The 22,268-nt window shown below is 71.9% G+C and carries 17 protein-coding genes and 1 tRNA gene; 10 read left to right on the top strand and 8 right to left on the bottom strand.

Features of this window, described 5'->3' with window-relative positions; genetic code table 11:
- Nucleotides 1-6: 6 nt before the first annotated feature.
- From ACZ55A_RS13340 to ACZ55A_RS13355, 4 genes are all read left to right on the top strand, one after another.
- A complete protein-coding gene (locus tag ACZ55A_RS13340; protein WP_468839174.1) occupies nt 7-210 on the top strand; it encodes a hypothetical protein in 204 nt (67 codons plus the stop codon).
- Nucleotides 207-500 carry a hypothetical protein gene (locus tag ACZ55A_RS13345; RefSeq protein WP_468838581.1) on the top strand — a complete coding sequence of 98 codons (294 nt, stop codon included), beginning with the start codon at nt 207-209 and terminating at the stop codon, nt 498-500. Before ACZ55A_RS13340 ends, ACZ55A_RS13345 begins: the two co-directional genes overlap by 4 nt.
- Before the next feature lie 94 nt (nt 501-594).
- Nucleotides 595-670: transfer RNA gene (locus ACZ55A_RS13350), tRNA-Arg, on the top strand.
- A gap of 219 nt (nt 671-889) precedes the next feature.
- A complete protein-coding gene (locus ACZ55A_RS13355) occupies nt 890-1,489 on the top strand; it encodes a hypothetical protein (RefSeq protein ID WP_468838583.1) in 600 nt (199 codons plus the stop codon).
- Between the two features lie 130 nt (nt 1,490-1,619).
- Here ACZ55A_RS13355 and ACZ55A_RS13360 read toward each other — a convergent pair whose 3' ends face one another.
- From ACZ55A_RS13360 to ACZ55A_RS13375, 4 genes are all read right to left on the bottom strand, one after another.
- On the bottom strand, nt 1,620-1,955 hold the full coding sequence (locus ACZ55A_RS13360; RefSeq protein ID WP_468838586.1) for an antibiotic biosynthesis monooxygenase family protein: 336 nt from the start codon (nt 1,953-1,955) through the stop codon (nt 1,620-1,622).
- Nucleotides 1,956-2,034: 79 nt separating this feature from the next.
- Nucleotides 2,035-3,306 (bottom strand): 3-deoxy-7-phosphoheptulonate synthase, encoded by a 1,272-nt coding sequence (locus ACZ55A_RS13365; protein ID WP_468838589.1) that lies wholly within the window; start codon nt 3,304-3,306, stop codon nt 2,035-2,037.
- Between the two features lie 113 nt (nt 3,307-3,419).
- The gene (locus tag ACZ55A_RS13370; RefSeq protein WP_468838592.1) at nt 3,420-4,118 is read right to left on the bottom strand and encodes an O-methyltransferase; all 699 of its coding nucleotides are present in this window, start codon (nt 4,116-4,118) and stop codon (nt 3,420-3,422) included.
- Between the two features lie 55 nt (nt 4,119-4,173).
- A complete protein-coding gene (locus ACZ55A_RS13375; RefSeq protein WP_468838595.1) occupies nt 4,174-4,920 on the bottom strand; it encodes a hypothetical protein in 747 nt (248 codons plus the stop codon).
- A gap of 658 nt (nt 4,921-5,578) precedes the next feature.
- Here ACZ55A_RS13375 and ACZ55A_RS13380 point away from each other — a divergent pair.
- Complete coding sequence (locus ACZ55A_RS13380; RefSeq protein WP_468838598.1) at nt 5,579-7,279, top strand: class I adenylate-forming enzyme family protein; 1,701 nt, start codon at nt 5,579-5,581, stop codon at nt 7,277-7,279.
- A gap of 17 nt (nt 7,280-7,296) precedes the next feature.
- Here the strand turns inward: ACZ55A_RS13380 and ACZ55A_RS13385 are convergent, their stop codons facing one another.
- A complete protein-coding gene (locus ACZ55A_RS13385; RefSeq protein ID WP_468838600.1) occupies nt 7,297-8,172 on the bottom strand; it encodes a LysR family transcriptional regulator in 876 nt (291 codons plus the stop codon).
- A gap of 170 nt (nt 8,173-8,342) precedes the next feature.
- On the opposite strand from ACZ55A_RS13385, the gene ACZ55A_RS13390 reads away from it, so the two are divergent.
- Genes ACZ55A_RS13390 through ACZ55A_RS13405 form a run of 4 tightly spaced genes read left to right on the top strand, consistent with a single transcriptional unit; the run spans nt 8,343 to nt 11,923 of the window.
- On the top strand, nt 8,343-9,761 hold the full coding sequence (locus tag ACZ55A_RS13390; protein ID WP_468838603.1) for a DHA2 family efflux MFS transporter permease subunit: 1,419 nt from the start codon (nt 8,343-8,345) through the stop codon (nt 9,759-9,761).
- 49 nt (nt 9,762-9,810) lie between these two features.
- On the top strand, nt 9,811-10,437 hold the full coding sequence (locus tag ACZ55A_RS13395; protein WP_468838606.1) for a VOC family protein: 627 nt from the start codon (nt 9,811-9,813) through the stop codon (nt 10,435-10,437).
- Entirely contained in the window at nt 10,434-10,688 is a 255-nt protein-coding gene (locus ACZ55A_RS13400) for a hypothetical protein (RefSeq protein WP_468838609.1), read from the top strand. Before ACZ55A_RS13395 ends, ACZ55A_RS13400 begins: the two co-directional genes overlap by 4 nt.
- Entirely contained in the window at nt 10,685-11,923 is a 1,239-nt protein-coding gene (locus ACZ55A_RS13405) for an FAD-dependent monooxygenase (protein ID WP_468838611.1), read from the top strand. The genes ACZ55A_RS13400 and ACZ55A_RS13405 overlap by 4 nt, the downstream gene beginning before the upstream one ends.
- Nucleotides 11,924-11,963: 40 nt before the next feature.
- On the opposite strand, the gene ACZ55A_RS13410 is transcribed toward ACZ55A_RS13405, so the two are convergent.
- Nucleotides 11,964-12,839, bottom strand: a complete 876-nt coding sequence (locus ACZ55A_RS13410) for a LysR family transcriptional regulator (RefSeq protein ID WP_468838614.1) — start codon at nt 12,837-12,839, stop codon at nt 11,964-11,966.
- Between the two features lie 622 nt (nt 12,840-13,461).
- Between ACZ55A_RS13410 and ACZ55A_RS13415 the strand changes: the two genes are divergently transcribed.
- Nucleotides 13,462-14,871 carry a transcriptional regulator gene (locus ACZ55A_RS13415; protein ID WP_468838616.1) on the top strand — a complete coding sequence of 470 codons (1,410 nt, stop codon included), beginning with the start codon at nt 13,462-13,464 and terminating at the stop codon, nt 14,869-14,871.
- Nucleotides 14,872-15,022: 151 nt separating this feature from the next.
- Here ACZ55A_RS13415 and ACZ55A_RS13420 read toward each other — a convergent pair whose 3' ends face one another.
- A complete protein-coding gene (locus ACZ55A_RS13420) occupies nt 15,023-15,550 on the bottom strand; it encodes an ATP-binding protein (RefSeq protein WP_468838618.1) in 528 nt (175 codons plus the stop codon).
- Nucleotides 15,551-15,906: 356 nt separating this feature from the next.
- Nucleotides 15,907-22,239 carry an SDR family NAD(P)-dependent oxidoreductase gene (locus ACZ55A_RS13425; protein WP_468838621.1) on the bottom strand — a complete coding sequence of 2,111 codons (6,333 nt, stop codon included), beginning with the start codon at nt 22,237-22,239 and terminating at the stop codon, nt 15,907-15,909.
- Nucleotides 22,240-22,268 lie beyond the last annotated feature (29 nt).

The raw sequence follows: 22,268 nt of genomic DNA on the forward strand, positions 1-22,268 counted from the left end.
GAGTCAGTGAGTGAACAACTGTCCTCCGAGTTGGAAAGGCAGATCATGCTCTTCCTCGTCGCAGCCCTCCTCCTGATGGGGATCGCGTTGGGCACCGCGGCACACCTCCCCGTCCCCGTCACTCTCATCGCCGCGGCCGTCATCGCCGGCTGGCTGCTCGTCTTCTTCCTTCGCGAACGCCGCCACGACTCCGAGGTGACCTCCCGATGACCGCGCTCAGCGAAGCCGCAGCCAAGTCCGCGCACCGGCCCGCCTCCCGTTCGCGCTCCCAGGCCGACGGCATGGCCGTGGCCTCCTTCGTCCTCGGACTGCTCGGCACCCTGGTGCTCAACATCGTCCTCGGCCCCTGTGCCCTGATCCTGGCCGGCCTGGCCCTGGCCCGCGGCACCACCCGTCGCGGCCGCGCCCTCCTCGGCCTCGCCCTCGGCGCCGTCGACCTCCTCCTGCTCGCCGCCCTCGTCACCACGGACGGCACCGTCAGCTGGCACATCGGCGGCTGACCCCCAACCAACAGCCCCAGGCACGGCACAACCCCTACAGAAGCGAACCCCGACGAACACATCCGCTACGCTGTCAGGGGCCATCCAGGCCCTTGCCTCCGTAGCTCAGGGGATAGAGCACCGCTCTCCTAAAGCGGGTGTCGCAGGTTCGAATCCTGCCGGGGGCACCAGCGTGAAGGCCCCGGACCGATCTGGTCCGGGGCCTTTGGCATTTTCGCCTTCGGAGGCTGAGGGCGTGGCCCCACAGGAACGTGGGTGCCGCGGCAGTTTTCGCGTCGGTCCGGACGAAGCCCCCAACCGGGCGGGCTATCAGGGCAGTCCGGCATGGCACCGTGCCGGGGGTGTGGTGTGCGCGAAGACTGGGGGCCTCGCGGGAGGCAGGAGAGGTTGTGGACGAGCTCAGCCGTCGGGGAGGGCGGGAGGGTGTGTCTGTCGGGGCCGGCGGTGCGGGCGGTCATGGTGTTCCCGCGCAGTCGGGGGTCATTGGTATCGCGCTTGCCGCCGTGCTGACGGCCGCGCTCGCGAATGGCTCCTGGGAGTGGTTCGCCACGTACATCGGGGTGACGCTTCTCGCGGTGATCTTCTCCTTCTACCGTCTGCCGCCGCCGATGCCCGGCCCGCGCTCCGCGTACGTGCTGAATCTGGTGGCGTATGCGCTGGTCGTGGGCCTGTGTGTCGCGATCGCGCTGGCCCCGGTGTTGCAGCGCTCGGCGTGGCTGTTTCCGATGCCGGGGGCCCGCAGCGCGTGTCGGGAGCTGGGCGCCTACGAGAGGCTGCGCGTGACGGCCTCGCTGGCGAATCTTGCCGGTCGCGACGGTGATGCCCTGGCGCATGCGCGGGAGGTGCAGAGCCATGTCGCTGTTGCCGACTGCCTGGCGAACACGACGACGCGGTGGCTGCCGGTGTACGGGGCCGGGGCGGCCGTACTGGTGGGGCTGGGCTCTTGGTTCTTCGAACGCGGGCGGAGGCGGGGGCGGGCACGGTCATAGGTTGCGGAGTGGTGCGAGCCGGGCGAACTCTTAAGCGGGTGGGGGAGGTTCGGGGCGGGGATGCAAAGCGGCGAGAAGCCAGGTCGGAGAGGGTCCGACCTGGCTTCCTGCCGTACCGGCGGCGGGGCCGTCAGCTCTCCGGGTGGTGGACGGAGTAGACCGTGTAGGCGTGCGGGTCCGGCTTGGCGAGTTGGGCGGCGCGGTCGCGGTAGTACTGGACGTCGGGGTCGCCCATGGTCGCCTTGATGTCGGCCTTGCTGCGCCACTGGGCGTAGTAGACGAGGCGCTTGCCGTCGGTGCTGGTGAGGATGTTGACCGAGATGCAGCCGGGGCGGTGCCGGATGAAGCGCTCGGCGCCCTCGCTCATCACCTCGGCGAGTTCTTTCTGCTGGTCGGGCTCCACTTCGAAGACGTTGATCATGGCGTAGGTGCCGTCGTCGGTGCGGATGACGGTTTCATTGCTCATGGGTTCTGTTCCTTTCCGGTGCATGGATTGCGGGGCAGGGATTGCGGGGCAGGGTGGGGCATCGCAGGGCGGGGCTCGCTCAGTGGAGTGCGGAGCCCGCCATGCGCGTTGTGGACCGCGCGGGCGGGGCTGCCGCCCATGCGCGCGCCACCTCGACGGCCTGGGCGGGGTTGAGGCGGGGGTCGCAGTGGGACGGGGGGACGCGGGAGGCGGAGGGAGTGGTGGGAGTGGAGGGAGTGGAGGGGTATTCGGGGGTGGCTTCTAGTTCTGCGGGGTCCTGCCAGACGCACTCGGCCACGTCGTACGGAGTGGTTTCGAGGTGGAGGCCGGCGGGGGTTCCGCCCGCTTCGGTGACGGCCCTCAGGAAGGCCCGGACCTCGGCGACGAGCGAGCGCACCGTCCGGACCTTCGCCCCGGTCGGCGACTTGACGGTGTTGCCGTGCATCGGGTCGCACAGCCACACGACGGGGTGGCCCGCGCGGTGCACGGCGGAGACCAGGGGCGGGAGTGCGGTGCCGGCGGTGCGGGCGCCCATGCGGGCGATGAGCGTGAGCCGGCCTGGTTCGCGTTCCGGGTCGAGCCGGGAGCACAGGGCGAGCAGGTCCTCCGGCCGCGTCGTCGGCCCGACCTTGCAGGCGACCGGGTTGTCCACCTGCGCCAGCATCATGACGTGCGGGCCGTCCGGCTGACGGGTCCGCTCGCCGATCCAGGGCAGATGGGTGGAGGCCAGCAGGGTGTGGCCGGCCGGGGTGCGGCGCAACAGCGGGAGCTCGTAATCGAAGACGAGCGCCTCGTGGCTGGTCCATACCGGCGCGGCGGTGGGCGGCGTCCAGGCGCTGGTGCGCTGCCGTAGGTACGTCACGGCGCGGAAGGCGGCCTGGTAGCAGTCCAGCATCCGTTTCGGGTCGGCCTGGCGGGCCAGTGGGGTGGGCTCGGGGTCGTTGACCAGGTGGCCGCGGTAGACGGGCAGCGTCAGGCCGCCGACGGTTTCGGTCGTGGCGCTGCGCGGTTTGGCGAACTGGCCGGCGATCCGTCCGATGCGTACCACCGGCTTGCCCGTGCCGGCCTCCATCACTCCGGCGAGGGCGTCGAGCAGTCCGGCCTTGCGCATGACCGCCGACGGTTCGCACTCGGCCGGGTCCTCGGCGCAGTCGCCCGCCTGGATCACCTGGTAGTGCCCTGCCGCGGCCTCGGCGAGGAAGGTCCGCAGCAGCCGGACCTCCTCCCATTCGACCAGGCCGGGCAGCCCGGCCAGTTCGGCGCCGATGGCGGCGGCCTCGACGGGGTCGTTCCAGTCGGGCTGCTGTGCGGCCGAGCCGATGGCCCGGGCCAAGCGCTCGTCGAGTTCCACGAAAGGCCCTTCGGCTTGCCGGACTTCTGGGTGGTGCGGTGTGCCGGTGCGCCGGGTGGCTGCGTGCACTGACCTGTGCGCGTCCTGGGGTTGTTGTGTCCTCGATCGCTCCATCAGGCCGGTGACTCCCCGGGCGGCAGACGACGGGCCAGGGTCAGGCCGTCCGCGATCGGCAGCATGACCAGCTCGACGCGTTCGTCCCGACGGGCGTGCTCGTTGAACTCGCGGATGGCGGCGGCCTTTTCACCGGGCTGTTCGGCGATCACTTCGCCGCTGAAGAGGGTGTTGTCGGCGAGGAGCAGCGCGCCGGGGCGCAGCCGCGGCACCAGTTCCTCCCAGTAGCCGATGTAGCCGGGCTTGTCGGCGTCGATGAACGCCAGGTCCAGGTGCGGCTCGGCGGGCAGCGCGCGGAGGGTGTCCAGTGCGCGGCCGATCCGTAGCTCGATGCGGTCGCTCACCCCGTCGCGGGCCCAGAAGTCGCGGGCGAGAGCGGTCCATTCGGCGGAGACATCGCAGGTGATCAGCGAGCCGTCGGCGGGCAGGCCACGGGCCATGCAGAGCGAGGAGTAACCGGTGAAGGTCCCAACCTCGACGATGCGGCGGGCGCCCAGGAGACGTACCAGGAAGGTCAGCAGGGCACCCTCTTCGGGCGCGACGACCATATGCGCCTGGTCGGGGATCGCCGCGGTCGTGCGCTCGATCACCTCGGCCAGCAGCGGATCGGGGGTCATCCTGCCCTGGTCGAGCAGATAGCCGTGCAGCTCGGGGGTGAGCGGCAGATTCCTGGGGGTCAGCGTGTCGTTCCGCAGCATGGGTTCTCCCGTTGTGTGGTGGGACTGGTGCGCGGGTGTCGGCGGGGCGCGGGGCTTACGCGGGTGCGTCCTGGCCGGTGCGCCGCCACGCGGCGTAGGCGAGGCGTACGGCTTCGGTGTCCATGGGGACGCGGTTGAGGAAGGTCCGCAGATCGCCGGCGCAGTGCAGCTCGAAGCGGCGTCGCCGGGACGGCTGCGCGTGGTCCCTGACGAAGTACAGGACGGTCGAGCCCTGGGGACCGCCCTCGTGCGGGTTGTGTCCGCCCCCCTCCCACAGCAGACCGGCCTCGGAGCGCCATGCGGTGACGAGGTTTCCCAGCAGCGGCGGGCTCGGCCGCCGGACCACGAACGCCGTATGGTCCTCAAAGCCCTGTGCCGCTTCCCACTCCGCTATCCGCTGGTCGAACCCGCCGCTGTCGCGGGGGAAGAGGAACACCTCGACCGCCGGTCGGCGTCGTCCGTCCGGTAAGCCCAGGCGGAGCCGCGTGAGGTGGACGTCGCAGGCGGCCGGGTCGAGTCCGTGGCGTTCGCTCAGCCGGCGGCGGACCACCGTGCTCGGGACGGTGGGGAGCGGTGCCAGGCCACGCGCCTCCAGGTGGCGCAGCCCCGCGGCAAGGGTCAGCGGGAACAGCAGGACCGCGCAGTGGTCGAAGACGCAGTTCCGCTCGGTCAGCGCCGTGGCGTCGCCGTCCGCCACGGCCGGTTCGAGAAGCGACGACGCCGAGGCCGTGGAAGCGAGCCGGGCGTCGCGGATCGTGTCGTCGAGCCGCCGCAGGTCGGTGCCCGAGAATGCGCTGCCCACAGACAATTCGTTGTCGGCGGTGGATAATTCGCCGGCGGATCGCACTCTTCCATTTGTGGTGTGAGAAGCGCGGACTACGGACATCGGTACCTCCTGCTTCGGGGCCGTCGGAATTCTGTGGTGAATCTCGAACGCCCGGCAAGTCCCGATGTGCCCGGAGGCGGTCGAATAGCGGCTCCGAGTCGGACGGATCTCGGTCGTCATGGTGGCTGACCAGGCAGAACGTGGCACCTTCGGTCATTCCGATGACATCCATCGGTGGCGCCGAACACTCATATCGGAGCCTTTGGCGGCGCTCTCTTCAACCGGAGGTCAGGTCGTCACTATTGAGATTCCTTATTGAATCGGCGGCGTGGCGTACCCGCTTCGGGACATCGACTGTGCAGTGGTGGCACCGCGCCCCTGTCCGTGTGGGCAGCATCCATCGGTGCGGGCGAACGGCTCCGGTGAAATCAATCAACAGCGGCTGCCTGCGCCTATATTCGGGACCGCTTCGATCCGCCGTGGTCCCGGATAGCGAGGCGTTATCGTGCCGGACCCCGGTAATCCGGTTCAGGAGTTCTTATCGGTCTTCCTCTGGACGTTCCTTCGTATTGCCGCACAGAATCCGTACGGCATGGCAGCAACTATTGGTTCTGCCCGGAACGGAGGATTCTTCGTGAACGCGCTCCACGCACAATCGGCGACGGTTTCTTTGACGTTCACCGAAACTCTTGAGCGTGCCGCGGCCCGCCGTACGGGCACCGCCGTGTGGGACGGCATCCACCGGCGGACCTGGCGCGACTGCCTGCTCCAGGCCGAACGGACCGCCGGCGCGCTGCACCGGCGAGGGCTGCGGCCCGGTGATGTGCTGGCCGTCCAGCTGCCCAACTCCTGGGAGCTGGTGGTGCTGCACGCCGCCACCGCCCGGCTCGGTGTGCTGCTGCTGCCGCTGCACTCCGCATACGGTGCCCGCGAGGTGCAGTCGCTGGTCGAACAGGCCGGGGCCGCCGCGCTGGTGGCGCAGGGGTCCTCCCGTGGCCGCGACCGCGTCGGAGAGATCCGCGCCCTGCGCGAACGCTGCCCTTCCCTGCGGCACGTATGGATCGTCGACGGCGGGGATGCGGGTGCGGGTGCGGCTGCCGGGGCGTCACACCGGGCGGGCGCCACGCCGCTGCGGGCCTGGTCGGAGTTGCTGGACGAGGCGCCTGGCCCGCTCCCTGAGCTGCCGGATCCGCCGCGGGACCCGGACGCGCCCCTGGTGCTGCTCGCCTCCTCCGGGACGACCTCCCAGCGGCCGAAACTCTGTGTGCACCGCCATGGTGGCCTGCTCGGCAACGCCGCCGCGGTCGCCGCGGACGGCGGTCTGGGCCCCACCGACACGATCGTCTCCGCGAGCCCGCTCAGCCATGCCTTCGGTCTGCTCTCGGTCCATCTGGCCCTGGTCGCCGGCGGCGGTGTCGGACTGTTCGGCGGGTGGGACCCACGGCGGTTCCTCGACGCCCTGCGCGACGCCTCGGCCACCACGGCGTTCCTCGTTCCGGCCCAACTGCGCGACGTACTGGCGGTGTTGGCCAAGGAGGGCCCGGCGGGCGGCCGGCCGCCCCTCGCGCTGCGGGAGGTCCGCACCGGCGGCGCGCCCGTCCCCCGCGAGCTGGCCGAGGACGTACGGCGGCTGCTGGGCGCGCGGCTCATCGTGCAATGGGGGATGACGGAGATCGGCGCAGGGACGTTCACCCGCCCCGGCGACCCGCCCGAGGCCGCATGCACCATCGGGCGGCCGGTGTCCGGCGGGGAGGTCAGGGTGGTGGACGGCGAGGGTGACCGCACCGGGCCGGGTGTGACCGGAGAGCTCCAGTACCGCAGCCCCTATATGTTCCGCGGCTACCTGCGCGCGCCGGAGCTGACCCGGGCCGCGCTCACCGCCGACGGCTGGCTGCGCACCGGCGACCTGGCCGCGCTCGACCCGGACGGTTCGGTGAGCTACCGGGGCCGCTCCGACGAGCTGATCAACCGCGGCGGGCTGAAGTTCAGCGCCCTGGAGGTGGAGGAACTCCTCAACGATCTGCCGCAGTTGCTCCAGCACGCCGTCATAGGGCGGCCCGATCCGCGCCTGGGTCAGCGCTCGTGTCTGCTGGCCTCGCTCCGTGCCGGCGCCGGTCTGACGCTGGACGAGGTGACCGGTCACCTCTCCCGCAAGGGGCTCGCCACGTACAAGCTGCCCGAACAGCTGGTGATCCTGGACCGGTTGCCGACCACGGTCACCGGCAAGATCGCCCGCGCCCGGCTGACGACGATCCCGCTGCCGTCCGTGCCCCTGCCGCGGCCGTCGGCGCCCGCGGCACGGCCCGTTCCCGCACCCCACGAGGCGGACCGGTGACCGGTGAACTGCTCCCGTCAGCCGCCGAGTTGCGCACGGAGCACCGTCTGGAAGCCGATCAGGTTCGGGTTCGCGGAATTGCGGTCCAGCCAGGTCATGGTCACCGTCGTGTGCAGATCCGTGTCGCCGGCCTTCACCACGGCCACCTCGCCGCGGTTCGCCTGCTCGCGCACCGCTGTCAACGGCAGCAGCGCGCAGCCCATCCCGGCCGCGACGCATGCGCCGAGGGTGCCGATGCTGGAGACCTCCGCGACCGGCTCCTTCGCGGCCACGGCCCCGAAGGCGCTGTCGAACATCTCCCGGAAGCCGCACCCCCGCTCGGTGGCCAGGAAGGGCTCCCTCGCGAGCTCCTCCAGACCGGCCTCACCGCGCTCGGCCAGGTGGTGCCCCGGCGGCACGATGACCGCCAGCGGCTCCTCGGCCAGCGTCTCGGCGCGCAGACTCGCATCGGCCGGCGGATTGCCGAAGGTCAGACACAGGTCCAGGTCGCCCCGGCGCACCGCCTTGTAGAGCTCGCCCCGGTTGTCCTGCGCCACCCGCACCCGCGCCTCCGGGTGCAGCGAGCGGTAGTGCGAGAGCACCTCCGGCAGCAGATGCAGACAGACGGTCTCCAGCGCGCCGACGGCGAGTTCCGCGCCGGGCCGTGCGACCGCCCAGCGCGCCTCCTCCATCAGCTTGAGGATTCTGTCCGTGTACTCCGCCAGCGCCGCACCCTGCGGTGTGAGCCGCACCCTGCGCTGCGACCTGTCGAGCAGTTCGACACCCAACTCGCGTTCCAGCGCCTGGATTTGATCACTGACGCTGGACTGTGCGTAGTGCAGCTCCTTGGCCGCCTGGGTGATGCTCAGTGTTCTGACGACCGTTTCGAACGTCCGAAGATGCCGCAGCTCCACGACGTTGACGCCCCCCTCACTGACCCATCGGCTGAGCCGATGGTACCCATAGGGGATCCCCTTCGTCACCACCCGCAATTGCCCTTCCGGCTCCGGTTGAATGGATTCCGCTGCCCTCAACAGCTTGATCTCGGCGGCAATTTGAGGATTCCGACACGAAGGAAAGAAACATGACCACGCACGCAGAACCGGAGCGGGATTCCGTCGCCGCAAAAGAGCGGACCAGTAAGCCGTCGCGCACGCTATTGATCGGGCTTTCGCTCGGCTACTTCATGGTGCTGCTCGATATGACGATCGTCTCGGTGGCGCTGCCCGCCATCGCCGGCGACCTGCACACCGGCCTGAGCGGGCTCCAGTGGGTCACCAACGGCTACACCATCACCTTCGCCGCCCTGCTGCTCACCGCGGGCTGGCTGTCCGACCGCTTCGGCGGCCGCCGGGTCTTCCTGTGGGGGCTCATCGCGTTCGGCGTGCTGTCCGGCGTCTCGGCAGTCGCGACGACCCTCGGCATGCTGGTGATTCTGCGGCTGGCCCTGGGCGTCGCCGGCGCGCTGCTGCTGCCGGCCTCGCTGGCCCTGATCGTCCACTCCTACAGCGACCCCGCCGAGCGCGCCCGCGCGGTCGGGGCCTGGGCGGCGATCACCGGCGCGGCGCTCGCCGCCGGGCCGCTGGTGGGCGGCATGCTCACCGACACGGTCGGCTGGCGCGCCATCTTCCTGATCAACGTGCCGCTGGCGCTGGTCAGTCTGGCCATCACCGCGCGGCTGGCTCCGGAGACCGCGCGCAAGCAGCGCAGCGGGCTGGACCTGACCGGGCAGCTCAGCGCGGTCGTCGCGCTGGCCGCGCTGGTGTACGCGCTGATCGAGGGCCCGGAGAAGGGCTGGACGGGCGCCGGGGTGCTCGGCGGCTTCGCGCTGGCCGCGGTCGCCGCGGTGGTCTTCGTCGTCGCCGAACTGCGCTCCGGCGACGCGGCGATGCTTCCGCTGCGGATGTTCCGCAACCGCAGCTTCTCGTCCGCGCTCGCGGCCGGTCTGCTCGCCAACTTCGGCCTGTCCGGTCTGCTGTTCGCGCTGTCGCTGTTCTTCCAGGACAGCCGCGGCTACTCGTCGTTCGCCGCCGGTCTCGCGTTCCTGCCGCTGACCCTGCCCACCGCCTTCAACCCGATCTACACCGGGCGGCTGGTCGGCCGGATCGGGCCGCGGCGCCCCGCCACCACCGGCTTCGTCCTCATGGGTGCCGGAGCGCTGATCCAGGCGCCGTTCACCGGGAACTCCACCGGGGCGCTCGTCGCCACGGTGGTGGGCCTGCTGGCGTTCGGCTTCGGTGTCTCCTTCGCACTGCCCGCCCTGGTCGCCGGGGTCGCCGGCTCGGTGCCGACCGAGCTGGCCGGCATCGGCGCCGGAGCGCTCAACTCCGCCCGCCAGGTGGGCGCCTCACTGGGCGTCGCCGTGCTCGGCGTGATCCTCAACCTGTCCTCGTCCAACGCGATCGGCACCCGCTGGGCGCTGGTCGTCGGCGGTCTGAGCCTGCTCGCCGGTGCGCTCATCACCGGCTCGGGGCTGCGTGGCCGCCCCGCCGCGGCTCGCTGACCGCTTCCCGACAGCGCGGCCCACAGCCGCCCTGCCCATAGGAGGAGCATTGACCATCACCGCACCGTCCGCCCGCCCCCAGGCCGGTCCACCGGCCCCGCGGGTGGACGGGGTCGACCACCTGGCCTTCGTCACCTGGAGGCCGCGTGCGACCTACGAGTTCTACACCCAGGTGCTGGGGATGCCCCTCGTGCACGCGATCACCGCGACCGGCTGGGTCACCGAGGACTACCCGGACTTCGTGCACTTCTTCTTCGACATGGGCAAGGGCAACCGGATCGCGTTCTTCTACTACTTCGGACTGCCGGAGGAGGAACCGCCGAGCGACCTCATGCACCGCTCCCGGCACGTCGCCTTCCATGTGGACACCGAGGAGGAGCTGCTGGCCTGGCGGGACCGGCTGAAGGAGCACGGGGTGCGGGTCACCCCGCCGCTGCCGCACGAGCTGATCGAGTCGATCTACTTCGACGACCCCAACGGCATCCAGCTGGAGATCACCAGGCCGCTGCGCGCGATGTCGGGGATCGACTCCCGGGACGCCGAGCTGACGCTCCGCGCGCTCTCCGATGTCGCCGAGTCGCCCCGCCCCTCCGCGCAGGCCCTGTGGCAGCGGAAGGCCGAGCTCCTTCGGAAGGCCGGGCTGATACGGAACGAGACGGAGGTGGCCGGGTCGTGACGCTCGCCCTGTACGTGCTCGACGTACCGGAGTTCGTCCCCGTGGTGCGTACCGCGAAGGCCGCCGGGATGAAGATCCGCACGACCGGTGACTACGTGGAGCTGACCACCACGGCGCGCGAGGTGGTGCTGCGCCGGGAGGTGACCGGTATGCACACCGCGGTCTGGCACGCCGCGCTGACCGGCGGCCTCGCGGGCCGCATCGTCGCCTTCACCCCCCAGACCCTGCACCTCGCGACGGAGGAAGCATGAGCGCAACCGCTGCCGGGCCGACGACCCGCCCTCCCGTGCTCGTCGTCGGTGCCGGTCCGGCCGGGCTGAGCGCCGCGCTGGCCCTGCGCGCGGCCGGTCTGCCCGCGGTGGTCCTGGAGCGACGCACCCGGGACACCGTCCGGCCGGGCAGCCGCGCCGCCTATCTGCACGGCACGTCGCTGCGCGAACTGGAACAGCTCAGCCCCGGCCTCGGGCACGAGATCGCCGGCCGCGGCCTGATGTGGGCCACCAAGAGGTCGTTCTGGGCGGGCAAGGAGATCTACACCCGGACCTATCCGCCGGCGGGCCGCGACGGGCTGCCGCCCTTCACCAGCCTTCCGCAGGTGCACACGGAGGACCTGATGGCCGCCGCCTGCCGGGAGGGCGGTGTGCAGTTCCACTGGGGCGTGGAGGTGCGGTCCGCCGAGAGCTCCCCGGACGGGGTACGGCTCACGGACTCCACGGGCAGGGAGTGGGAGGCGGACTATGTGATCGCGGCGGACGGGTCACGCTCGGCGCTGCGGTCCGCCGCCGGCATCCCCCTGGAGGGACCGCGCTCCCGCAACACCTTCGTGGTGGTGGACCTCGACGACGATCCGGCCCACCCGCTGCTGCTGGAGCGGGTCTTCCACTACAAGCACCCGCGGGTCGGCGGCCGGAACGTCCTGCTGGTGCCGTTCGCGGGCGGCTGGCGGGTCGACCTCAACCTCCTCGTGAACGACGACCCGGACCGGTTCACCTCCCCGGAGGGGCTGCGCCGCTGGATTCCCCGGGTGCTGCCCGCGTCGTACGGCGAGCGGGTGCGCTGGGTGTCGACCTACCGGTTCGCCCAGCAGGTGGCCGCCGACTTCACCGACGCCCACCGCCGGGTGCTGCTCACGGGTGAGGCCTCGCACCTGTTCGCCCCGTTCGGCGCCCGCGGCATGAACTCCAGCATCCCGGACGCGGTCAGGGCGGTGCGGGCGGCACAGGCGGCGCTGTCGGCCGGTACGTCCCAGGCGGCCGATACGGAGATCGTCCGGTTCGCCGCCGAGCGGAAGGAGGCGGCCACGTACAACCGCGCCTGCGCCAGTGCCGCCCTGGAGCACATGCTGGCCCACCGGCCTTCGGTCTGGCTGCGCCGGCGTGCCGCCGCGGCCGTGGCCACCGCGGGGAACAAGGCGGGAGCGTGGCTGGACTCCGCGCCGTACGGGCCGAAGCTGGCGGCACCCAGGGCCGCCCGGAACACCTACTGACCGGGCCGTCCCCGCCGTGCCGGACGAGGGCACGCCGGCCTCACGGCGGCGAGAGCGGTACGTCCTTGAGCGTGGCGCGGGCCGCCGCCCGCGCCGCGTCGACGACGGGTTCGCGCACCGAGGGCGAGAAGGCCAGATAGACGGGCAGCGGCTCCGGGGCCGGGCCGAGGGCGCCGAGGAGCGCGGGGCGCAGCGAAGGGTGGTTGTGGTGGGCGTTGGCGGGCAGCGCCGTATACGCCAGTCCCGCCTGGATGGAGGCCCGGACCGCCAGCGGGTCGGAGCACCGCGGGGCGGAGCGCCAGGCGACGTTGCGCTCGGCGAGCGTCTCGATGATCCGGTTGCTCAGCGCCGAGTGCTCACTGACCAGAGCCACCGGAAGCCGTTCGCCGGGGCCGGGTAACGCCTGCCCGAACCACGCCAGGCGGAGGCGCCCCAGGATCTCGCTGCGGGGCGTCTCCGTCCCCAGGAGTATGGCCGCCTCCAGCTCTCCCTGGGCGAGCTTGTCGGCGAGTGCGGCGCTGAGGCCGGTCGCCATGGCGCAGCGGAGTTGCGGCCGTTCCACGGCGAGTTGGGCGAGCATGGTCCGCAGCCCGTCGGCGAAATGGACCGAGCAGCCCATGCTGAACCATTCCTGGCTGCTGAACGCCGAAATCTTGCTGAGTACCTCGTTGTTGAGCAGGATCACGCGGCGTGCGTGCGCCATGACCTCCCGGCCTGCGGGAGTGAGTTGTAAGGGGCGTTTGGTGCGCTGGAACAGCGGCGCCTGGATGATGGTTTCCAAACGCTTGATCTGCTGGCTCACGGTCGGCTGGGTCACGTGGAGCGCCTGTGCAGCGCGGGCAAAACCATTCTGGTCGACCACGGCGACGAAAGTGCGCAGGAGTTTCACTTCTATATCGCGCTGCAATATCAACATGTCTCACACCTGGTCCCGGTAGACGTGGCTAGGGAAGGGGCTGCGGGTGTGGGGGGGGAACGGGGCGCGTTGGGGGCGCGCATGAAGGTGCTGGGCGTAGACGGGCCTTGAGCGAAGCACACCGGAAAGGATGATTCCGGTTTCCGGAGAGTTCACTCCGGGTGTGGCGAACGGGCCAATATTTACCACGCAGCTTCATGATCATTCGAACAAGTGCGGGAAGGTGTCCCGCACACACGGGCGTAATGTCCCGCTTGTCCAGCGGACTTGACCATTCCCATACCGACCCCGTGGGCGGGAACGGTCCAGCAGAGACCTGATGCTCCGTCAAGGCCATGGGTGCTACCCGAAACTGGGCCGTTCCGGGGCAGGCGCAGAGTGTTGTGCGGGCGGATGGCGGAAGGCGCCGGAGCATTCGGCGGGCGCGCATGCGCGGGCCGGCGCAACCGGAAAACGCCTGGAGCCTCCCTATGCGCCTTCGCCACTGTGCGCGATGCCGTGGCGGCGACTTGACTCCGGTCATGGCGATTCATTCCCAGTTGTTGGGTAATGACCTGTCCAGTTCCGGTATCACTGGATATGCCAACGTGTCACGTTGGCGGCAAGTGCTTGGAGGCGCACCATGGCCGCCCGACCCCTAGTCGCGCGTCAGATCAATCAGAGACTGCGGTCGCTCATCCAGGAGGCCGCGGTGTCCAACTCCGGTCTGGCCCGCCAGGTGAACGTCCTGGGACAGGAGCAGGGGCTGGATCTGCGGTACGACAAGACGTCCGTGAGCAGGTGGCTGAGAGGTCAGCGGCCGCGCGGCCGGGTACCGGCCATCATCGCCGAAGCGCTCAGCAGCAGGCTCGGCCGTACGGTGTCGACGGAAGAGATCGGCATGGCGAACGGCAACAGCGTGACGTGCGGGGTCGGGCTGCACTTCGGGGCGAGCGTCGAGGACGCGCTGGCGCAGGTACGCGAACTGTGGCACATGGACGCCGAGTCCAGGGAGGCGCTGTCCGGCGCCGCGATGGGCACCTCGGCGCTGGTCGAGCCCAGCAGGGACTGGCTGATCAGCTCCGTGGACCCAGGGGTGGCGCGCAGTCGGCGACTGGGGCCGCAGGCCGGTATGGCCGAGGTGGAGCTGGTGCGGACGACCACCGACGCGCTGGTGGAGCTCGACCACCGGATCGGCGGCGGCTACGTACGGCCGGTGGTGGTGTCCTGCCTCAACAGCGTGCTGTCCGGACTGATGACCGGGAGCTACGGCGAGGCCACCGGGCGCCAGCTGTTCGCCGCGGCCGCCCGGCTGACCGAGTTCGCCGGCTACACGGCGCTGGACACCGGTCAACCGGGCCTGGCGCAGCGGTACTACATCCAGGCACTGCGTCTGGCGCAGGCGGCGGACGACCGTTGCTACGGCGGCTACGTACTGGCGGCCGGACTGAGTCATCTCGCCGTCGACGCCGGGTGTGCGCGGGAGGCGGTGCAACTGGCGCGGGCCGCACAGGAAGGGACCCGGGGGCAGGCGCCGCTCGCCGCGCAGGCGCTGTTCTTCGTGGCCGAGGCCCGCGGGTACGCCCTGCTCGGGGACGCGCGGATGTGCGGAATGCTGGGCGACAAGGCCATAGAGGCGATGGCGCACGCCGAGCCAGGCGACGCCCCCGACTGGATCGCGCACTTCGACCGGGCCTACCTGGCCGACGAGTTGGCGCACTGCTTCCGCGATCTGCGGCAGCCGCGCCAGGCGGCCCGCCGGGCCACCGAGGCGCTGGCCCGGCATCCGCGGACCCGGGTGCGGCGCCGGGCGATCGATCTGCTGCTGCTGGCCTCGGCGCTGGTGCAGGCCGGTGATGTCGAGGAGGCCTGCCGGGCCGGCGAGCAGGCGGTGACGCTGCTCGCCAGGCTGCGGTCGGCGCTCGGCGAACGGTACTTGGAGATGTTCCGCACCGAGCTGCGGCCCTACGGGGACACCAAGCCGGCCAGCGACTTCGACGTCCTGCTGGAGGAGAGCGAGGTGCGGGTGCCGCTTCAGCGCTCCTCCACGTGATGGCGGGCCGTGCAGCGCCGACGGCCAGGTGGCTCGTCCCGTCCCGCGGGGGAGGTGGCGCGGAGCAGGTGCTTCCTGGCCGTCGGCTGTCGGGAGGCGGCTCCGGGCGGTGCGCGGAGCCGGGGAGGCGGGAGCGCTCATCGGGCGGCCGTCACGGCGGCGTGGCGCGCTCGGCGAGTACGCCGGCGGTCAGCGGCACCGATGCCCAGACGGCGCAGCCGTTGCCGGTGTCGGCCCTGCGGCCCCACTGCGCGGCGGACTTGGCGACGAGCTCCAGACCACGGCCGTGTTCCTGCCCCGGGCCGGTACGGCGCATCCGCGGCACCCACGGGGTGCCCCCGCGGTCGTGCACCTCGATGTGCAGGAGGTCCGCCGATCTCCGCAGCCGGCAGGTGATGCGCATGCTGGCGGAGTGCTGGATGGCGTTGGTGACGAGCTCGGACAGGACGAGCAGGACGAGGTAGCGGGTGTCCTCGGCGTGGATCCGCTGGCCGTCGAGCCAGGTGCGGGCCAGGGTGCGGCAGACCGGCACCGCCCGCTCCAGTGGTGGCAGGCCGATCGCGAGGTGTCCTGCCGAGCGCCATCTGTCCGATGGGATCAGCCCGTTCTTCGCGTCGGGCCAGGTGTCTATGTGCCGGGCTGTCAGTATGACTTCGGCCCCCTGCATGGTGGGTAACACGGCTACCCCTTTCTCAGGCCTTGCGGACCCCCGGTGTTGCTTGTGGAATTCCCCGGAAAACCGATGTGTTCGGAGATTCCTCTTCCCACTTTTCCTCATCCATTCAAGCAGCACGGAGACCCTTCCGGAAGGCGTACTGCGAAGCACTCAGCGCGGCCAGGAATGTTGGGAAGTGAAATACTATCAGCGCAAGAAAACCGTTGCGCATTTATCGGCGAGCATTGCCTGGTCAAGGAACATTGCCGAGTTATTGGTGCCAGGAATTGAATAATTGTGCCCGAACAGCGCTGCGTTCGGCGGGCACCCCCCTCGGGTGCCCGCCGAACGTCGGATGATGCGCGCCGGCCCGTCGGCGTTTATGTCGCGGTCAGCTCCAGCCCCAGCTGGTCCGCCACACCTGCGGTGAGCGCCGCGAGGGTGGGGTGCTGCCATACGAAGTCCCGCGACAGGGTCACGGCGAGCGAGCGCTCGATACGCGCGCGCAGCTCCATGGCCAGCAGGGAGTCGAACCCCAGTGATTTCAGGGGGGTCTGCGGGTCCAGGGAGCCGTTGCCCAGCCGGAGGACGGCGCGGACGTGCTCCGCCAGATGCTCCTCCAGTGCGGCCCTTCGTGCCAGGCCGGCGGGCAGGGCGTCGAGCCGGGCGCGCATGTCCTCGTTCTCGTCGGGGGCGGCGGCCCGCTCCGTCGTACGCCCCTCCCCCGCGACCGCGCTGAAGAACGGCAGATGCAGGCCCGCGGACGGCAGCCAGGTCTCCGGCGCCCCGGGAAGGACGCCGGTCTGCACCCGCCGGTGGGCCAGCAGACTCGCCAGCGCGGCCATGCCCTGATCGGTGGGGATCGTGCGGTAGCCGCGCCGGCTGAAGTCGGTGGCGACACCGGTCTCGCCCCAGGGGCCCCAGTTGACCGCGAGGGTGGGCAGGCCCTGGGCGGAGCGCCAGGCCGCGAAGCCGTCGAGCCAGGAGTTGGCCGCGGCGTAGGCGCCCTGACCGGGGTTCCCCAGCAGCGAGGCCATCGAGGAGAACGCCGCGAACCAGTCCAGCGGATGCCCCTCGGTGGCGCGGTGCAGATGCCAGGCGCCGACGGTCTTCGGCAGCCACACCCGCTCCAGTTGCTCGTCGGAGACGTTCGCGATGACCGCGTCGTCCAGGACCATGGCGCAGTGCACCACACCGCGCAGCCGGAACCCGTCCGTCGCCGCGGTGGCCACCAGCCGTTCCGCGGTGCCCGGTTCGGCGATGTCACCGAGTACCACCGACACCTTGGTGCTGTCGTCGTTCAGCGCGGCGAGCTGCCGTGCGGCCTCCGGGGAGGGCGCGGAGCGGCCGTTGAGGACGAGGTGTCCTGCGCCGTGCTCCGCGAGCCACTGTGCGGTGGCCAGCCCCAGGCCGCGCAGCCCGCCGGTGACGATGTAGGCGCCGCCCTCCTGTACGGGCAGGTCCATCTCGGGCAGCACCGCGGGGGCGTCCCCCGCGTGGGGCACGGTCAGCACGATCTTGCCCACGTGGTCGGCGGCCGCCATGGTGCGGAACGCCTCGGTCGCCTCCGCCAGCGGATACTCCGTGCAGTGCAGGGGCTTGAGCCGCTCCTCCTCGAACTCGTCCAGTACCTCCTGCCATACCGCAGCGAACACACCGGGGCGGCGGCGCCGCAGCTCGATCAGGTCGACGGTGCGCAGGGTGACGTTGTGCCGCAGCGGCAGCATGCCCAGCGGGGCGTCGGAGAGGATGTCGCGCACCCCGAGCTCCACGAAGCGGCCGAACGGGCGCAGCGTCTCCAGACCGGTCCGGATGGCCGCTCCGGACAGCGAGTTGAGGACGACGTCGACGCCTTCGCCGGTCACCTCGCGGGTCTGCTCGCCGAAGTCGAGTGACCGGGAGTCCATGACGTGGCGGATGCCCATGCCCCGCAGATAGCGGCGCTTGTCGTCGCTGCCGGCCGTGGCCAGCACCTCGGCGCCCAGCGAGCGGGCCACCGCGATCGCCGCCAGACCGGTGCCGCCGGTGGCCGAGTGGATCAGCACCCGTTCGCCCGTGGTGAGCCGGGCGACATGGCGCAGCGCGTACCAGGCCGTCACGAAGGCGATCGGCAGTCCGGCCGCGGCGACCGGGTCGACACCGAACGGGACCGGCGCCACCGTCTCGGCGGGAACGGTCAGGAACGACCCGAACGCACCGCCGCGCAGATCGACGGCGATCACTTCGTCGCCGACCTGGAGCCGGTCCACCCCGGCGCCGACCGCGCTGACGACACCGGAGCATTCGAACCCGATCCGGTAGCGGACGTCCTCGTCACCGGGGAGCAGGCCCATCGCCGTCAGCACGTCCCGGAAGTTCAGGCCGGCGGCGGTGACCCGCACCTCCACCTCACCCGGCCGGGGTGAGCGCCGCCCGGTGACCGCGTACTCCAGGCTCGACAGATCGCCCAGGCGGCCCGCGCGCAGCCGGAATCCGTCCACGCCGTACCGCACGGTGCAGGGGGTGGCGCCGCGGTCCTGCGCGGCGACCGGCGCGTGCTGCAACCGGGCCACCCACCGGCCGCCGGCGCGCAGCGCGACCTCGTCGTCGTCCGCGTCCGCCAGCAGTTCCAGGGCCACTTCCGTGGGGTCGGCGTCCTGCGGATCGGCGTCGACCAGCACCGGGCGCAGCTCCGGGTGCTCCAGCGCGCCGACCCGCACCAGCCCGCGCAGCGCGCTCTGCCCCACGTCGACGGTGTCACCGGCCTGCACGCTGCGGGCGCCACGGGTGACGACGTACAGCCGCGGCGAGGCGGCGGAGTCGGTGACCGCCTGGAGCACGGCGAGGAGTCTTCGGGTGCGCCGCAGCGACTGCTCGGCCGGTTCCCCGCCGTTCGTCCGGCCGGACACCAGCACCACCCCGCGCGGCGGTTCGAGGCCGGCGGCCAGCCGCTCGGTGAGGGCGTCGCGGAAGGTGTCCAGGGAGGTCTCGTCCAGCGGCACGTCCCACACGCTCGTACGGGCGCAGCGGGTGCGCAGCGCGGAGGCCAGCACCCGGGCCGCGCCGTCCTCCTCGCCCAGGATGAGCCAGCTGCCCGGGGTGTGGCCGCGCTCCGGCTTCGGACGGGGCGCGGACTGCCAGCCGACCTCCAGCAGCCAGTCGTCGACCACCGGGGCAGCGCGGACCGCCCGCCGGGCGAAGCGCACGCCGTTGACGGCGAGCACCACCGCGCCGCTGTCGTCCAGCAGCCGGACGTTCGCCACGACGGCGTCCGGCGCCAGCTCGCTGATGTGCGCATGGCAGTACGCGGCGCTCGCCGGGTCGCCCAGGACCCGCACCGCCTGCATGCCCACCGGCAGCACCAGCGCCTGGTCGTCCTCGTGCATCAGGGGCGCCACCGCGAGCTGGGCGCACAGGTCGATCAGCACGGGGTGCACCGGGAGGCCGGGCGCCGGGTCGGTCGCCTGCGGCGGCAGCACGATCTTGGCGAAGTAACTGTCGTGGTGGCGGACCGAGTGCAGCTCGGTGACGCCGGTGAAGGCCGGGCCGTGTTCCAGGCCCCGTTGGCGCAGGCTCGCGTAGAGATCGGCCGGTTCCAGCGGCAGCGGATGCCGCACCCGCAGCGCGTCGACGGATCTCGCCCGGGCCTCCGGCCGGACGCTGAGCCGGTGCAGCACCGCATCGGCCTGCCGCTCCCAGGCGCCGTTCCGGTCCCGGGTCAGGATCTCGCAGTGCGCCCGGTCCGGGGCCGTCATGGTGACGACGGTGCTGACCTCGGTGTGCGCCTCCAGCCGCAGCAGCTGCTCGAAGTGCAGGTCGGTGACCTCCACTTCGTCCGGAGCCGCCCCGAAGACCTCACAGGCGGCCGCGAGCGCGATACCGCAGTGGGCCGCTCCGGGAAGGACCGGGTTGCCGTGCACGCGATGGTCGTCGAGCCACGGCAGCGCCGCCGTACCGGCGTCGGCCCGCCAGCAGTGCCGCGCGGGCTCGCCGGGCACCTCGGTGTGCCGCCCGGGCAGCGGCGCCGCGGGAGCACCGGCCGCTTCCACTGGGCGGGTTGCGTCCGCCCAGTGGTCACGCCGGTCGAAGGTGAGGGTGGGGGCGTCGACGAGGGTTCCGCCGTCGTAGAGGCGCCGCCAGTCCACCGGTACGCCGGCGCAGTGCAGGGCGGCGAGCTGGGTGCGCAGCGTGGTCTGTTCGTCCTCGTCGCGGCGCAGCGTCGGCAGCACGACGGGGCCGGTGACCAGCCCCTCCAGGCTCCGTTCGACGGAGTGGGTGACCACGGGGTGCGGCGAGAGCTCGACGTAGACCTGGTGCCGGTCGGCCGCCGCGGCGGCCACCGCCTCGGCGAACCGGACCGGGCGGCGCAGGTTGTCGCACCAGTAGTCGGCGTCGAAGGCCGGGGTGGTGCCGGCCTCGACGACGGTCGAGTAGAACGGCACCTTGGACGGCCGGGGCGAGAGCCCGGACAGCGCCGTGCGCAGGGCCGGCAGGACGGGGTCGACCAGCGGGCAGTGGGAGGCGACGTCCACGGCGATCGGGAAGACCGGGATGCTCCGCGCCTCCCAGGCGGCGGCCAGCCGGCTCACCTCCGCGGTCCGGCCCGCCACGACGGTCGAGCCGGGCGAGGAGATCACCGCGACCGACACGGTCTCGGCCACGCTCTGCGCCAGCTCCTCGCGCACCGCGTCGGCGCTCAGACCGACGCTCAGCATGCTGCCCGTACCGGCGATATCGCTCAGCAGACCGGAGCGGCGGCAGATCACCCGCACCCCGTCGGCCAACGACAGGGCCCCGGCGACCACCGTTGCGGCGACCTCGCCCATGGAGTGGCCGATCACCGCGGCGGGTTCCACCCCGTACGCGCGCCAGGTGGCCGCGAGGGCGACCTGAAGGGCGAACAGCACCGGCTGTACGGTGCCGCAGCCCTGGATGGGTTTGCCGCCCCGCAGCGCATCGAGCACCGACACCTCGCTCTGCGCGCGGATGAGTTCATCGAGCTCGGTCAGCGCGTCGAGGAAGGCCGGCTCGGTCTTCAGCAGTCCGCGCCCCATGCCGGGCCACTGGGAGCCGTGGCCGGAGAACACCCACACCGGCTGCCGCTCCACCGCCGCGCCCACGGCGCCGGTGACCAGTGCCGCCGGCCGCTGCCCTTCGGCGAACGACCGCAGCGCACCGACGAGTTCGCGGCGCCCGGACGCCACCAGCCCCAGCCGGCCGCGGCCCGTGCAGCGCCGCAGGGCCAGGGTGTGCGCGAGGTCCCGCAGCGGTACGTTCGCGCCCTCGCCCTCCACCCAGTCCGCGAGCCGGCCGGCCGCGGCGGGCAGCACATCCGCCGATCCGGCCCCGACGAGGAAGATGTCGGGGGCCGCCGGGGCCGTCCGCCCGGGGCGCCGCGGGGGCGCCGGCTGCGGGGCCTGTTCCAGCAGGACATGGACGTTGGTCCCCGAGAAGCCGAACGAGGACACCGCGGCGAGTCGGGTCGGCGTCGGCAGGGGCCACGAGGTCAGCTCGGTGGGGACGAAGAAGCGGGTGTCCCCGGCCGAGATGGCCGGGTTCCAGCGCTCGAAGTGCAGGTTCGCCGGGATCGCGCCGCGCTGGAGGCACAGCACGCTCTTGATCAGCCCGGTGACACCGGCGGCCGGCTCCAGGTGGCCCACGTTGGTCTTCACCGACGTCAGCGCGCAGCGGCCCGGCCCCTGGCCGTAGACGTCGGCCAGGCCGGCGAACTCGATCGGGTCCCCGACCGGCGTACCGGTGCCGTGGGTCTCGACCATGCCCACGTCCCGGGGGTCGACCCCGGAGCGGGCGAGGGCCTCGCGGTACAGGGCCCGCTGGGCGTCCGCCGAGGGCGCCGCGAGCCCGTCGGACGAGCCGTCCTGGTTCGTGGCCGAGCCCCGCAGCACCGCCAGGATCCGGTCGCCCTCCCGCAGCGCGTCGTCGAGGCGCTTGAGCACCACGACACCGCAGCCCTCACCGCGGACGAACCCGTCGGCGCCGGCGTCGAAGCTCCGGCAGCGCCCGCTGGCGGACAGCATGCCCATCCTGGCGAAGGAGCGGGTGATCCGCGGGTGGAAGGTCAGTGTGACGCCGCCGGCCAGGGCCAGATCGCACTCGCCGGCGGCCAGCGCCTGGCGTGCCATGTGCACGGCCACCAGCGAGGAGGAGCAGGCGGTGTCCAGCGCCACGCACGGCCCGTGCAGCCCCAGCAGGTACGAGATCCGGCCGGCCGCGACACAGTGGCCGTTGGTCAGGATGGACCCCTCCAACTCCTGGGGCGAGCCGGCCAGATGGTCCATGTAGTCGCCGTAGCTGAGCCCGGTGAAGACGGCGGTCGGGGTGCCGTGCATCCGCTCCGGCGGGAGGCCGGCGTGTTCCAGCGCCTCCCAGGTGACCTCGAGCAGCAGCCGGTGCTGGGGGTCCAGGACGTCGGCCTCGCGGCCCGCGACGCCGAAGAAGGCGGCGTCGAACCCGGTCACCTCGCGCAGATAGCCGCCCTGCCGGGGGGCCGATGCCTCGGGGTCGCCGCGGCCGAGGGAGCCCCCGGGGGCGAGCCGGCGGCGCTCGGCGGGCAGGTCGCCCACCGCGTCGCGGCCTTCGGCCAGCAGCCGCCACAGGGCCGCGGGCGAATGGGTGTCTCCGGGCAGCCGGCACCCCATGCCGATCACGGCGATGTGCGCGGAGTCCGGGGTGGCGCCCGGCTCTGCGGCCGGGTCGTGTGTGTGGTTGCTCATCGCGTCTCCGTACGTTGCGTGGTCCGGCC

The sequence above is a fragment of the Streptomyces sp. NPDC034111 genome (genome assembly GCF_055575375.1).

Coding starts and splice junctions, on each gene's coding strand:
- ACZ55A_RS13425 (WP_468838621.1), bottom strand. CDS start 22,239: ATGAGCAACCACACACACGACCCGGCCGCAGAGCCGGGCGCCACCCCG.
- ACZ55A_RS13415 (WP_468838616.1), top strand. CDS start 13,462: ATGGCCGCCCGACCCCTAGTCGCGCGTCAGATCAATCAGAGACTGCGG.
- ACZ55A_RS13410 (WP_468838614.1), bottom strand. CDS start 12,839: ATGTTGATATTGCAGCGCGATATAGAAGTGAAACTCCTGCGCACTTTC.
- ACZ55A_RS13345 (WP_468838581.1), top strand. CDS start 207: ATGACCGCGCTCAGCGAAGCCGCAGCCAAGTCCGCGCACCGGCCCGCC.
- ACZ55A_RS13405 (WP_468838611.1), top strand. CDS start 10,685: ATGAGCGCAACCGCTGCCGGGCCGACGACCCGCCCTCCCGTGCTCGTC.
- ACZ55A_RS13360 (WP_468838586.1), bottom strand. CDS start 1,955: ATGAGCAATGAAACCGTCATCCGCACCGACGACGGCACCTACGCCATG.
- ACZ55A_RS13390 (WP_468838603.1), top strand. CDS start 8,343: ATGACCACGCACGCAGAACCGGAGCGGGATTCCGTCGCCGCAAAAGAG.
- ACZ55A_RS13370 (WP_468838592.1), bottom strand. CDS start 4,118: ATGCTGCGGAACGACACGCTGACCCCCAGGAATCTGCCGCTCACCCCC.